Here is a 14,111-nt window from a genome sequence, read left to right as displayed (position 1 = left end):
TGTATATAAATAAAGAAAACTACTATAAAAATATTATTTCAATTAATTTAATATCAATTATTGTATATAAATAAAGAAAACTACTATAAAAATATTATTTCAATTAATTTAATATCAATTATTGTATATAAATAAAGAAAATAAAAATTTAGATTATTTATTAAATTATAAAGCATAAATGAACGAATAATAAAAAAAGAATAAAAATAAAAAAAAAGACAAAAAAAACTAAAAAACAATTTAATAAGTGAAATAAAAAATATGAAATTAAAATAATTATATTCTAAAAAATAATAAAAAATTAATATTTAATAAAATATAATTAAATAGCTTACATATAACCTTTTAAAAGCCTATAGAAGCTGATTTTCCATCTCCTTTTAATGTGTATGTGTTTGTATTCCAGTTTGTAATTTTTCCTAAGCTATTTGCCGAATGAGTAGTATCAGCTACTATCCAAGTGTCTCCAATTAATACTTGTACAAATACATGACCAATTCTTCCACTTACTGTAAATGTACAGTCAGCATGAACATATCTTGATGCTAATCCAGCTGATCTAAGTAATGCAATTAATAGATGTGACTGATCAACACAGTTTCCACTTTTAGAACTAAGAGTTTTTACAGCTCCTTTTTTAGTGTTTGTATAATATGTATAATCGATATTATTTTTCACATAATTGAAAATTGCTGTAGCTTTTTCTAAATCTGAATTACAGTTTTTAGTTAAACTTGCTGCTAAATTTTTGATTGTATTATCATTTACTTGACAGTTAGTAGTTGCTTTTAAATATTTTAATAATTCAGATGCACTTAACGTATTTTTCTCGTTTAAAGGACCATTAAGATCAATACCACCATTAGATCCTCCATTTAAAGTGCTTGGATTATTTGTATTTATAGCTAATGTACTTGGAAGAACACCATTTATATTTACGTAATTTAATACTTTTGAAAGTTCATATACTAAAGATTGGAATTGAATATTTCCGAAATCTGAACTTGCATAATTTGGAGCTCTTTTATTTGTAGTAATATAACTTGAAACTCTTTTTGCGATATCTACATAATCAGCTTTTGATAAAGTTTTAGAAATTTTTGCTCCACTTGGAGTTGCAGCAGCACTAACAGAGATTGGTTTTACTCCGCTTGTACTTCCAGCAGCTATATTTTTAATTGCAGTAGATAAAAGATACAAGAAGTTTGGCATTGAGTATTGAGTAGTGCCTATTGTTACAAAGTTAGGTAATACACCGTTTGCTTCAACATATGCTTTTACTCTAGAAGCTGCATCTATAATACTATCTAAACTTAATGCTCCAGAACTATCTGTTGAATTACTTGCAAAATTATATACATCAACTTTTGATATTAATTGATTAACTAAATCAGTAGTTACTGATACATTTTCATTTATGTAAGTTTCAAAGAGAATTGTTGGAATTCCTGCATTTACAAGAGGTTGTGTTAGATATGAAGGACTAGTTTGTGAATTTGGATAATAATATGTAAGTGCTGGAATTTGATTTATTAGATTTTCTGCAATTATTTTGGATATAGTATGATTTAATGGAGCAAAGATAAATTGTGTTTCTTCATAACTTCCTCCATCTAATCCTCGATTAGAATGCATATCAATTACTAAATTATAATCATTATTTATTATATGTGGTAAGACATAGCTTTGAGCAAGCAATTGTCCATTCATTCTTCCTTCAGTATAATCACTAGGATTTTTTGTAACAGTTATTTTATATATATAATAACAATATTTTAAAGAATTTTTCTTACTATTCATTAATTCATATAATACATTATGTACCTGTGATTCAAGAGGATGTTGTCCAATAACATAAGCTATCTTTATTTTAGAATTAGGATTACCAAATACTCCTATTAATTCAACTTTTCCTTTATCATTAGAACCTAAAAGAGTTGTTTTTATAGTTGCAGTTTGATTAGTATTTTCATTATTCCCAGAATATACAGGTAAATATTTGTTTATTGAATTAGATTTTGCTATTTTAATTGTTAAAGATTTAGGAATAGCTTTTTTAGTGTTTATATAATCACCAACACACACTAATCCATAAATAGCTGTTTGATATTGAATATTTCCTACTCCATATTTTGCAGCTAAATAATTAGGAGCTCTATTATTAGAATTAATATAGTTAACAAATCTTTTTGCCATATCATTATACTGTGCTTTAGTAAATATTTTACTTATTGAAGAACCACTTGCACTAGATGGACTTTTAACACCAGATTTAACAGTAATAGCTCCAGATGACCCAGCAAGTTTAGTGTTTATAGCTTTTGATAATAAATATAAAAATTCAGGAATAGAATATTTTTTCCCAGAAATAGTTACATAATTAGGTAATTTTTTATTTTTATTTACATAGCTTTTAAGACTTGTAGATGCTGCCCAAATAAGACTTTGAGAAATAGTAACTTTTCCACTACTAGTACCACTACTAGTTCCACTACTAGGATTATTAGTAGTTGGATTTTTAGCTTTACCTCTTTCAAACTTTGGAAGATTCTTATTTAAAGTTTGAGATTTTGCAATTTTAATAGCAACATTAGATGCTAATGCTCCTTTATGTGTTGCTGAATAATAGAGTATTTTGTTAAAAGTATATATAACTGTTTGATATTGCATTTTTCCAAGTCTTGTATTAATATAATTAGGAATTTTGTTATATTTTTTAACATAGTTAATCAATATTTTTGCATAACTATAATACTGTGCTTTTGTAAGTTTTCCTTTTAGATTTACCCCATTAGGACTTGATGGATTTTTTATATTGTATCTTATAGCAATTTGAGTTGTTTTCTTATTATATTTGTAATATATTGTTCCACTAAGTAGATATAAATATTCTTGCATAGAAAAATCAAATCCAGCTATAGTTACATAGTTGGGCAATTTTTTATACTTTTTTACATAATTATTAACAGTTTTAGAAGCCGCCAGTATCTGATTTTGAGTTAACTTTTCTGGTTCTCCAGCAGCTTGATATTTAGTGTTTGTTTTTGTAGTATTAGCTTTATTATTCTTATTATCATTAGAATTTTTAACAGTACTTTCACTATTATTTCTACTTATATCTTTATTTATAGCACTATTATCATTGTTAGTAATATTAGTGCTAGAATTCGTGTCAAGTGCATAACTTGCACTTAAACTAATAAAAAAAATGAATAAAATGGCAAATATCATTGCCTTTTTACATAATCTAATTTTTCCACCCCTCGCCTCATAAAATATTAATTAATTAAAAGTTATATTCTATAATTACATTAAATAATTAATTATATGATTATATTTTATATTATAATTATAATAATAAATAATTAAACTATAATTAATAGAATATAAATATATGCAACTTAATTTAATATTATATTAACATATAATAAAAAATTCGTTTTTATGATTATAATCTATTACCAATCACTTATAAATCTTTCTAAAGTAATTTAGGGATAAATTTAAGGTTTTTTATTCATGGTTTATTTTTTTCTTAAATGTTATATATTATATGAACCTTTAAAATATTTATTATAATATTTGTATTTAAACTAAAAATATAATATTTTGAATTGATTTTCTTTTTAAATGTATAAATTTATATTAATTTAAATCATTTTGATTTAATATTTCTATAATAGTTACAATATAATCCAAATCAACAGAATAATATTTTTATAAGAATTTATCTAGTTCTATATTTTAAAATTATTTTTCATCAAAAATGTGCTAAAAATATTAATTCTTTTAAAAATCATTCTTATTTTATTCATGGAAAATAATCTAAATCAATGAAATAGAATAGTTTATATACTTGAAACCTATATTATTATACATAATAAAAATCCATGTATATTTCAATATCATGGGGATTTTCTATGACACATTTGACACTAGAAGAATATAGGGAAATGGTAGATAGAATAATGGATATTAAAAATACTACTGGTGAAATGCCAGAATTCGCTCAAATAAGCGATATAAAGATCCCACGCCAAGATTATTGCAATATGATCGAACGTGTAAATAAGTTTATTTTAGAAATGGGTAGAAATCCAAGATCAATTGAAATTGAATAAAAATTAAAAAGAAAAGTTTTACTTCAATTTTTAATTTAAAAAAATAAAATAAACAAAAAAATAACAAAAGATATCTATTATCAATTGACCATAAAATAATAACAGAAGAAATCTGTATAAAAAGTTTAACTATTTTTATTAGTAGAATGTTTTATCAATCTATAAAAAATGAAACATTTCAATTAATTATTATTAATTATTTTAAAAAAGCTTTATAAATCTACTTTTATAACTAAAATTTATTTTATTAATTAGTAATAATATATCAATTATAATTAAAATCTATTTTATTAATATAACTAATAATATATTAATATAACTAATATCATAATTATTAATATTATATCAAATTTATAATTAAAATCTATTTTTAAATTAATAATTTATAAATCATTTTTATAATTAATATTTTTAAAATTAATTTCATTTATTTTACTAGATTTATTAGAATTATCATCAATAGGAATAAAATAAGAATTTATTATATTTATAAAAGACTTAACTTCTTTTTTATCAGATTTTAAAAGATTTTTTATAACAAAATAATTTTCTTTTTTATAAATACTATGTAAAGGTTCTGAATTATTTAATAATTCTTTTTTATTATTTTTATTATTATTTTTATTTTTATCATTAAAATTATCATTAAAATTATTTTTAGAATTATTTTTAGAATTATTTTTAGTATTATTAGAATTATTAGAATTATAATTAAATTTATGATAAGGAACAATTCCTTCTACATCAATTTTAGAACTTATAAATTCATTTAAAGTGATAAACATGTAATCAATGAATTTAGAACTAACATAAGGAGAATCACATGGTAAAACTAATGCATAGTTAGAAGATATTGTTTTAAGACCTGTCATTATACCTGATAAAGGTCCTTTATTTTTAATTTCATCTTCTACTAATTTTATATTAAAATCAAAAAAATTATTATTATTATTATTATTATTATTATTATGATTATTTTGAGTATCTTGATTATTAATATAATCAGTAATTAAAGATTTATATTTAGCTATCCTAGTTTCATCATTTAAAACTAATATAACTTCATCTATTTTAGAATTTAAAGCTTCAAGCAAATAAATAATCATGGGTTTTTCATCAATTTTCATTGATCCTTTATCTTCACCCATTCTTCTACTCATACCTCCACATAAAATAATAGCAGAGCGAATATTTTTATTTTTCATTTTAATATAACAGTAATTATTTAATATATGTATAAATTTAAAAATTATTAATAAAAAAATTAATAGATAAAATTTAATTAATTATATAAAAAAAGCTAATTATTCCAAAGTTGGATAATTAGGACTTTCATTAGTAATCATAAGGTCATGAGGATGACTTTCTTTAATACCACTAGAAGTAATTCTAACAAATTTAGCTACTTTCTTCATGGTTTCAATGTTTTTAGCACCACAATAACCCATAGATGCTTTAAGACCACCAACAAGTTGGAAAACTACTTCATCAACAGTTCCTTTATATGGAACAGCACCTTCTACTCCTTCTGGAACAAGTTTTGAATGTTTCATATGACCTTTAATCTCTTGGAAGTATCTATCAGCACCACCACCAAAACCACCAGTCATAGCACCCATTGAACCCATTCCACGATATTGTTTATATTTTCTTCCATTCATAACAACAACATCTCCAGGAGATTCATAGGTACCTGCAAGTAAATTTCCAAGCATTACAAGATCTGCTCCAGCTCCCATAGCTTTAGCTATATCTCCAGAATAACGAAGCCCACCATCAGCAATTACCGGAACATCATACTCACTAGCTACATCAGCTACATTAGAAATAGCTGATAATTGAGGAACACCAACTCCCGCAATGATTCTTGTAGTACACATCGAACCTGGACCAATACCAACTTTCAATCCATCAACACCTTGAGCAATCAAATCTTCAGCAGCTTCGGCAGTAGCTATGTTACCCATGATAAGATCAGCATCAATATTATCTTTTATAGTTTCAGCGAATTTGACAACATTCATATTATGAGCATGCGCACAATCAACTGCAAGAATATCTGCTCCAGCTTGATCAAGAGCCATTGCTCGTTCTAAATCAAAAGGACCAGTAGCAGCAGCTACTAAAAATCTTCCTTTTTTATCTCTTGCAGCTGTAGGATATTTTTTATGATTTAAAATGTCTCTAATAGTAACAATTCCAGCTAATTTACCATCCCTAATAACTGGAAGTCTTTCAACTTTATTCTCATAAGCTAAATCAAGTGCTTCTGAAGGAGTAATTGGTTCTTCAATAGTTACTACATCAGGAGTCATTATATCTTCAACTTTTTTATCAGTATCAATATTTAAAAAAGGTTTAATATCTCTTTTACTGATAATTCCAACTAATTTTTCATTTTCAATTACAGGAAGCCCACTAACTGCTTCTTCATCCATAATATGTTTAACAGTTGCTATAGAAGAATTAGGAGTAATAGTAACAACATCTTTTATAGTTAAATCACCAGACATTTTGACTTTTTTAACTTCCTTAACTTGTTGTTCTAAAGTCATATTCCTATGGATAACTCCAACTCCACCTTCTTGAGCTAAAGCTATTGCCATGTCTGATTCTGTTACAGTATCCATAGCTGAACTTATAATCGGAATGTTCAATTTGAAATTTTTTGATACTCTAGCTGTTGTATCGACATCTTTTGCTTCTACATATGATGCATTAGGTACAAGTAAAAAATCATCATATGTAAATCCAAGTTCAGCTTCTTTTAATTTTTTTGAATACACTTACTTCACCTTTCCATTAATTAAAAATAAAATTTATCATAATAAAAACTTTAATTTAGAGTATCTAAATACCCATATCATACTTACTGCATATTAATCTATATAATTTGTATATTAATGCATAATGTAAATTAACTAATCAAATGAATTAACTAATTCTTTTAATTCAGCTACTGCAGAACTATGAATTTTTCCATTATTTCTATCTCCACCAGTACAAGCAGCACCTCTAACACCGACAACATCACAACCAATATCATAAAGAGGTTTTAATTGTTCCTTTTTAACAGAACCTGCTAATGCTGATTTTAATCCATAACTATGAGTTTCTCCTACAAATTTCTTTAAATCATCAATATCAAGATAATCAAATAATGTTTTTCCATCTTTAACAGCTGTATCTAACATAGCTAAGTCACTGCCAGATTCTTTAGCTATTTTTGGAATGTCCCATGGACTAACTGCTCCAACTCTGTGAGCATCTGCATAACCAGATGCTACAACAATAGATTCAGGATTCTCATTTTTAACAGTTTTTACAACATTAGCCATAACTTCTAATGCTTCATCATAATTAGATGTCCCAAATAATCCTACTTTAATATAATCTGCACCAGAAACTAATGCACCCATAGCTGCAAGAGAAACTGTTCCTGGTTTATAAGGAACATCTCCAAGAGTTGCACTGACCAACATATCGTCAGGAGTTAAATCCCTAATTTCTCGAATTACCCAAGGAAAATTAGCACCAAGAGAACCCTCTTTTGGATTTTTAACATCCACTATATCAGCACCACCTTTAATAGATTCTAGTGCTTCTTCATTATTTATTGGACTGATTAATAAAAGCAATACATTTCCTCCACATTATTAATGAACAATATTTATAAATATAATTTAATAAAATTTAATAAAATCTAAAAAAATATAATATAATCTAATATAATCCAATATAATTTGAATTATGAATTATAATATAATATCAAATATTATATAATTTGAGTTAGTTTAATTATTGTATCAATTATATAAAAACTTTTAGATTTATTTAATCGTGAAAATTTTTAAACAAAAATTTTTAAACAAAAATAATTTAAACAATATAATAATTAAATATTAAAAAATTAAATATTAAAGGACAAAAATTGTATATCATTTAATGAATACCATAAGAAATTATCTTCATTAGTTTTTATTTCAATAAATCCAGTTTTTGTATTAATATTAATATAATTTATAGGACTATCAACAGTTAAGAGCTCAAATTTATCTGAAGTCAAAGTCTGTCCAACTTTAAAAGTTAATGATTCTTTTGAGTTCTTTGTATGAATTATTAAAGTATTTACCTTCATTTTTCAATCTTCCTTTCTTTATTTTTCTACAATATTATGAGATAATTATTAAGATATCTTATATATATTATAATATGAATATTTAATTGTTTTCATATATTTTTAAAGATTAATTTATTATCAATTTTAAAGATTTATTATTAAAAAATTAAAAAATAATTTAAAAAAATTAAATTAAAAAATAAATTGAAAAACTAGATTAAAAAGCTAGATTAAAAATTTAAATTAAAAATATATATTAAAAGGTAAAATTAAAAAATTAATATGTAACTCAATAAGGAGAACCTTTCTTCTTAATATTATCTCTGAATTTTCCATGTTCATTTGGATAGAATCCTTTTTTTTGAGAATCTTTTCGTATTTCTTCAATAGCTTCATTGGTTTGAATAGCTACTGGACAATTTTCTGTACAAAGACCACATAAAGTGCATTTATAAAGACCTGAATTAAAACTTGTCTCAGAATCTTCAATAAATTTACTCATAGCTACTCCTCTACCACCTAAATAATTATTAAAGCCAAATTCATTACCAATAACATTGTAAACTGGGCAAGTAACTATACAACTTCCACAACCAATACAAAGAAGACATTCGTGGATTGAATCAATAGCTTGAGACCTTCCATTGTCAAGAATAACTACAAATACTTTTTCTGCACCATACATATTTTTAAGAAGTTTTTTCTCAATATCTGCTGTTTTAGAAGGACCTGAAACAACATTTATATAAGAAGTGGTTTTGCTACCTGTTGCATAAATTGTTTCAAGCTTAGCTATAGAAATAGCATCTTCAATAGTTTTAACAAGTTTATCCATTCCAATTACAACTATATGAGTTTTCATCAATGATACCAAAGATATATTTCCCTCATTATGAACAAAGACAAGAGATCCATCTTCACTAGCTACTGCATTAGCTCCACTAATACCTATATCAGCTTTAGCTATTTTATTTAAAACATCTTCCCTAACAGTTTCCATAATAGCTTTTGGTTCAGAAGGAATATCTTTATCCATAGCTTTATTGACAATATCTGAAATTTGTTGAACATTTAAATGTGATGCAGGCCCAGTAGGATGGGTTGGTTTATTATCTTTTCCTTTAAGTTGTAATATTCTATCTCCCAAATCAGTTTCAACAACATCCATACCTTTAGATTTTAAATATTTAGAAATAGCTATTTCACCAAGAGTATTTGATTTAGATTTAGCTATTACAGTTTGATTATTATCTTTTGAATCATTTTGTGAATTAGAATTGGAATTCAAATTGGAATTTGAATTAGAATCAACATTAGAAGTAACATTGGAATCGGCATTGGAACCAAAGTCAAAGCTACCTACATCATTTATAATATTATAAATAATATCTCTAGCTTCTTTATCATCTTTTGCAAAAGCAAAATCAATGTCATTTTTCTTAAAAGATTTTTTAGCTATTTCAAGAAGCTCTTTATTATTATCTATAGCATCTTTTCTAATGTTAATTACTCTATCTTGAAGTTTTTTAGTTTTAGGATCATCTAAAATAGATTTTCTTTTATCAAAGACTGTTTTAAATGAATTTCTCATAGCTACTAATTCTTTTTCATTCATTTAAAAACTCTCCAATTTTTTGTTTTTCTTATTAGAATCTTCTTTTTGAATATGATTTAAAACAAATTCAGACAAATCTAAAACTTCCAAAGACGAATTTTCATCAAGATTAAGTTTACAAAAAGGACATGAAGTTACTAAAACATCACACCCTGTATTTTCAGCTTCTTTACCTCTTTCTGTAGCTATTGATTTAGCTATCTCAGGGAAAGCAGATTTTACCCCACCTCCAGAACCACAGCATTTAGAGTTTTCTCGAATATTTTCCATCTCTTTTAAATGAGAAAAATGCTTTATAACTTCCCTAGGAGCATCAAATTCACCACTATGACGTCCTAAATGACAAGGATCATGATAAGTCACAATCTCATCAGAATTATTATTATTATTATTATTATTATTATTAGTGTTAGTGTTATTATTGTTATTATTAGAGTTATTAGAGTTATTAGTGTTAGTATTATCTATATTATTGTTATATTCATAGCGGTTTTCTTTAATTAGTTCCAAAAGTAATTGTGAAATATGAATAACATCTAATTGAACACCCAATAACTCATTATAGTCATTCTTTAATGTATTATAGCATCCAGCACATGAAACTATAATTGTTTCATCTTTAAATTTATCTAAATTTTTTTTCATTTGTTCTTTTGCATCATCTTCAAATCCGGTTCTAAGAAGAACAGAACCACAACATTCCTCATTATCGAGTGTTTTAAAATCAACCTTTGCTAATTTTAAAAGTTTTTCTGTAGAAATTGAAATTGAATTTAGTCTTTCACGGGCTGTGCATCCTCTGAAATATAACATTATATTATCACCATAGTTTAAACATAAAAATTAATGATAAAAATCAAAATAATATAAAAATAATTAAAAAAACTCTACTAAAATTAAAATAGTAAAATATAGAAAATACAGAACTTTTATATTAATTAGATATATCATTTTTATAATTAATAAATTTTTCTAATACTAATATATTTGATTTAATAAATAATAATTGATAAAAATAAAAAAGATAAAATAAATAAAAAAATATCTATGATTTAATAAACTAATAATAAATAAACTAATAATTGATAAAAATAAAAAATATAAAAGAAAATAAAAAGAAAAATAATCATATAAAATATATTAAAATAAACTATATTAAAATAAATTTTATATTTAATCTTCTTTTTCTTCTAATTCTAATTCATAGTTAAGTTCTTTATCCATAGATATCTTTCTTACTAATTCAGTAATATCTTGATCTATTTTTTCAATCTTTAAATATACCCTAAATATTAAATAGTAAGAACCAATAATAGCGAATATTAGTACTAAATCCAAACCTCTTCCAATACCAATTAAATGAGCTAAAATATTACTTGATTCAGGAACAATAGTAAATATAGCTAAAATAACCCATAATATTACCCATAAAATAAATGTTTGAATTGAAGTTTTTTTCTTATGATATCTATCAAATATTAATAAAATAGCCACAATAGCTATGATAATCACTAATACTTGATATAACATTAAATCTCCAAAAATTATAACACCTTCTAATTTTAATCTTTATCTAAATAAATCAATTATCATTTTAAATAAAATTTTAAGACCAACAACAGCATTTGTTCCTTTAGCTTGAGTTTCAGGAGTATAAATAGTAGTAATAGTGACTTCATCAAGCTTGAGATGATTTCTTCGAATTTCTCTTATAAATTCAGAAGAGACACCATATCCTCTTGAGAGGATACTAATTTTAGGAATAACTTCAGCAGTAAAAGCTCGAAGTCCAGATTGTGAATCTTTAACTTTAGTTCTATAAAATATGTGTGTCATGACATTCATAACTGTATTTGCAAAGTTTTTAGAAGCAGGCATATCTTCAAAAGGTCTTGAACCAATAACTACATCAGCTTTACCTTCTTTAAGAGGTTTACAAACTTTAGCTATATCTTCAATAGCATGTTGACCATCGGCATCAAAGGTAACTACATATTTAGCACCATGATTAATAGCTCCAGACATCCCAGTTTTTAAAGCTGCTCCTAATCCCCTATTAATAACATGCTCATAAATGAATATGTTATGAGGATATTTAACTGTAGATTTTTTAGCTATCTCATATGTATTATCTGTTGAACCATCATCAACAAGAATAACATGATAACCTAATGAAGCTATCTTTTCTATGATATTTCCTACAGTTTTTTCTTCATTATATGCCGGAACAACCAGAAATACCCCATCAGTATCCTCATTATTTTTATTTTCATTATTTTGCATTTTATTTTGTGTTTCTACCATGTTATCATAAAACTATACAAATTTACAAAACTTTATTAAAAATAATTTAATCAACATTATATTTAAATATATTTAGTTATATTAATCCTATATTCAAATATACCATAATTACAATTATATACAATTAAATATATCTAATTACATTAAAAAAAATTCCTATATACTTCAATTAAAATTATTAACACTTAAATATAAAATAGTAAAAATTAGTTAATATAACTCTAAATAGTGATTAAAAAATTATTAAAAATAAATTTATAATTTAATAAAAATAATATTAAAAAATAATATGAAATGATTAAAAATTCTATGAAATTATAATTAATAAAAAATAAAATATAGAAGATTTAGATAAAAATTTAACAATATAATAATTAATAAAAAAGAATAACAACAATAAATTAAAAATAATAAATTAAAAATATTGAATTATTTATAAAGGACCTACGTCTTTTTTTCCTTCACGCATTCCTTTTCCTGCTTCTTTTTCCATTTGTTTCGGAGTAAACATCATTTTAATTAGATTTTGAGCATGTTGTCTAGCTCTGTTTTCAGCTAATTCCTTTAAAAGATCATCCTTTTCTTCTTCATCTTCATGAACAAAAACTTCTAAAATATGAGTATTAGTCATTAGCTGAGCCCTAATAAGACCAGTTGAAGCTTCATGAGCACACATTTTATCTTTTTCCATAGGTCCTGGCATTCCAAGAGCCATTACAATTTCACAATCTTCTTCTTCAATGAGTTTTTTAGAAGCTACTGGAAGGTCTTTAATTCCTGGAACAGTTCTATGTATAATCTTTAAATCAGTAGCATTATTTTTTAATTCATCAATAGCTGCTCCACCCATATCAAATCTTGCAAAAGTTGTATCACAAATACCAATTCTCATATATTCACCAATAATTGTTATGTAAACACTTTATTTAATAATTATTTGTATTTTAATATTATTATTTTAATAGTATAATTAATATACTTTAATTAATAAGCTTTTATTATATAAACTATTTATCAAAATAATCCAATAAATCTTTACGTGCTTCTCCAATAGTTAAAGGATAAGATTCCGCAATTTTAATATTGTCTTCTTTTTCTAGAACTTCAGCTAAATGAGCTAATCTAGGCAATCTAAGATCTGCTTCACGGATTAAATCAACATCATCAAATACTTCATGAGGAGACCCAACTTTTATTATTTTCCCATCTCTAATAATATTTACTTTATTAGAATATAAAGGAACAAGATCAACATCATGAGTAGAAATGATTATAGTCATTCCTTCATTGTTAAGTTCATAAAGAAGTTTAAGAATTTTAGAAGCCCCTTTAGGATCAAGTCCAGAGGTAGGCTCATCTAAAACCATAATTTCAGGACCCATAGCTAATATTCCAGCAATAGCTACACGTTTTTTTTGCCCTCCACTAAGATGATGAGGTGGTTTTTTTTCAAATCCTTCCATTCCAACTCGAGCTAATGCATCTGTAACTCTTTTTTTTGTTTCTTCTTGAGATAAGCCAATATTAAGCGGACCAAAAGCTACATCTTCTTCAACAGTTGGAGCAAATAGCTGATCATCAGGATTTTGAAAAACAATTCCAACTTTCTGTCTAACTTTAAGTAAACTCTTTTTATCATATTTTAATTCTTCACCATCAACAAGTATTTGTCCAGATTCTGGTTCAAATATTCCATTAAAGTGAAGAAAGAGAGTAGACTTTCCTGCTCCATTTTTACCAAGTAATGAAACAATTTGCCCTTTTTCAACATTAAAATTAATATTATCCAATGCTTTTGTACCATCAGGATATAAATAAGTTATATTTTTAGCTTCTATAATATTCATTAGTCCACCTTATTTAGCAATATATAATATATTTTATATACTTATATAATTATTTAAAAAATTAATAATTAAATAATTAATAATTATATAATAATTAAATTATT

General features: G+C 24.7%; 12 protein-coding genes. 1 reads left to right on the top strand and 11 read right to left on the bottom strand.

What is annotated here, in order from left to right:
• Positions 1 to 345: 345 nt before the first annotated feature.
• Positions 346 to 3,231: a transglutaminase domain-containing protein gene (locus KQY27_RS05720; protein ID WP_224425609.1), complete on the bottom strand. Its 2,886-nt coding sequence runs from the start codon at positions 3,229 to 3,231 to the stop codon at positions 346 to 348.
• 689 nt (positions 3,232 to 3,920) lie between these two features.
• Between KQY27_RS05720 and KQY27_RS05715 the strand changes: the two genes are divergently transcribed.
• Positions 3,921 to 4,121 carry a pseudomurein-binding repeat-containing protein gene (locus KQY27_RS05715; protein WP_224425608.1) on the top strand — a complete coding sequence of 67 codons (201 nt, stop codon included), beginning with the start codon at positions 3,921 to 3,923 and terminating at the stop codon, positions 4,119 to 4,121.
• Positions 4,122 to 4,504: 383 nt separating this feature from the next.
• Here the strand turns inward: KQY27_RS05715 and KQY27_RS05710 are convergent, their stop codons facing one another.
• The 10 genes from KQY27_RS05710 to KQY27_RS05665 all read right to left on the bottom strand — a co-directional run bounded on the left by KQY27_RS05710 (position 4,505) and on the right by KQY27_RS05665 (position 14,001).
• Entirely contained in the window at positions 4,505 to 5,326 is an 822-nt protein-coding gene (locus tag KQY27_RS05710) for a molybdenum cofactor guanylyltransferase (protein ID WP_224425607.1), read from the bottom strand.
• Between the two features lie 99 nt (positions 5,327 to 5,425).
• Complete coding sequence (gene guaB / locus KQY27_RS05705) at positions 5,426 to 6,907, bottom strand: IMP dehydrogenase (RefSeq protein ID WP_224425606.1); 1,482 nt, start codon at positions 6,905 to 6,907, stop codon at positions 5,426 to 5,428.
• Between the two features lie 135 nt (positions 6,908 to 7,042).
• Positions 7,043 to 7,759: a (5-formylfuran-3-yl)methyl phosphate synthase gene (locus tag KQY27_RS05700; protein WP_224425605.1), complete on the bottom strand. Its 717-nt coding sequence runs from the start codon at positions 7,757 to 7,759 to the stop codon at positions 7,043 to 7,045.
• Between the two features lie 272 nt (positions 7,760 to 8,031).
• A complete protein-coding gene (locus tag KQY27_RS05695) occupies positions 8,032 to 8,259 on the bottom strand; it encodes a hypothetical protein (protein ID WP_224425604.1) in 228 nt (75 codons plus the stop codon).
• Positions 8,260 to 8,530: 271 nt separating this feature from the next.
• The gene (locus tag KQY27_RS05690; protein ID WP_224425603.1) at positions 8,531 to 9,856 is read right to left on the bottom strand and encodes an LUD domain-containing protein; all 1,326 of its coding nucleotides are present in this window, start codon (positions 9,854 to 9,856) and stop codon (positions 8,531 to 8,533) included.
• Positions 9,857 to 10,669 carry a (Fe-S)-binding protein gene (locus KQY27_RS05685; RefSeq protein ID WP_224425602.1) on the bottom strand — a complete coding sequence of 271 codons (813 nt, stop codon included), beginning with the start codon at positions 10,667 to 10,669 and terminating at the stop codon, positions 9,857 to 9,859.
• 360 nt (positions 10,670 to 11,029) lie between these two features.
• Positions 11,030 to 11,386: a DUF2304 family protein gene (locus KQY27_RS05680; RefSeq protein WP_224425601.1), complete on the bottom strand. Its 357-nt coding sequence runs from the start codon at positions 11,384 to 11,386 to the stop codon at positions 11,030 to 11,032.
• A gap of 39 nt (positions 11,387 to 11,425) precedes the next feature.
• Positions 11,426 to 12,139 (bottom strand): glycosyltransferase family 2 protein, encoded by a 714-nt coding sequence (locus tag KQY27_RS05675; RefSeq protein ID WP_224425612.1) that lies wholly within the window; start codon positions 12,137 to 12,139, stop codon positions 11,426 to 11,428.
• 454 nt (positions 12,140 to 12,593) lie between these two features.
• Positions 12,594 to 13,052, bottom strand: a complete 459-nt coding sequence (gene ribC, locus KQY27_RS05670) for a riboflavin synthase (RefSeq protein ID WP_224425600.1) — start codon at positions 13,050 to 13,052, stop codon at positions 12,594 to 12,596.
• Positions 13,053 to 13,167: 115 nt separating this feature from the next.
• Positions 13,168 to 14,001: an ATP-binding cassette domain-containing protein gene (locus KQY27_RS05665; protein ID WP_224425611.1), complete on the bottom strand. Its 834-nt coding sequence runs from the start codon at positions 13,999 to 14,001 to the stop codon at positions 13,168 to 13,170.
• Between the last annotated feature and the right edge of the window lie 110 nt (positions 14,002 to 14,111).

It is taken from the genome of Methanobrevibacter sp. TMH8 (genome assembly GCF_020148105.1).
Classification (GTDB): Archaea; Methanobacteriota; Methanobacteria; order Methanobacteriales; family Methanobacteriaceae; genus Methanobinarius.
The sequence above is the reverse complement of the archived record's forward strand: the minus strand, read 5'-3'. Positions and strand labels throughout refer to the sequence as shown.

Coding starts and splice junctions, on each gene's coding strand:
- KQY27_RS05715 (WP_224425608.1), top strand. CDS start 3,921: ATGACACATTTGACACTAGAAGAATATAGGGAAATGGTAGATAGAATA.
- KQY27_RS05680 (WP_224425601.1), bottom strand. CDS start 11,386: ATGTTATATCAAGTATTAGTGATTATCATAGCTATTGTGGCTATTTTA.
- KQY27_RS05720 (WP_224425609.1), bottom strand. CDS start 3,231: ATGATATTTGCCATTTTATTCATTTTTTTTATTAGTTTAAGTGCAAGT.
- KQY27_RS05695 (WP_224425604.1), bottom strand. CDS start 8,259: ATGAAGGTAAATACTTTAATAATTCATACAAAGAACTCAAAAGAATCA.
- KQY27_RS05675 (WP_224425612.1), bottom strand. CDS start 12,139: ATGCAAAATAATGAAAATAAAAATAATGAGGATACTGATGGGGTATTT.
- KQY27_RS05710 (WP_224425607.1), bottom strand. CDS start 5,326: ATGAAAAATAAAAATATTCGCTCTGCTATTATTTTATGTGGAGGTATG.
- ribC (WP_224425600.1), bottom strand. CDS start 13,052: ATGAGAATTGGTATTTGTGATACAACTTTTGCAAGATTTGATATGGGT.
- KQY27_RS05690 (WP_224425603.1), bottom strand. CDS start 9,856: ATGAATGAAAAAGAATTAGTAGCTATGAGAAATTCATTTAAAACAGTC.
- KQY27_RS05685 (WP_224425602.1), bottom strand. CDS start 10,669: ATGTTATATTTCAGAGGATGCACAGCCCGTGAAAGACTAAATTCAATT.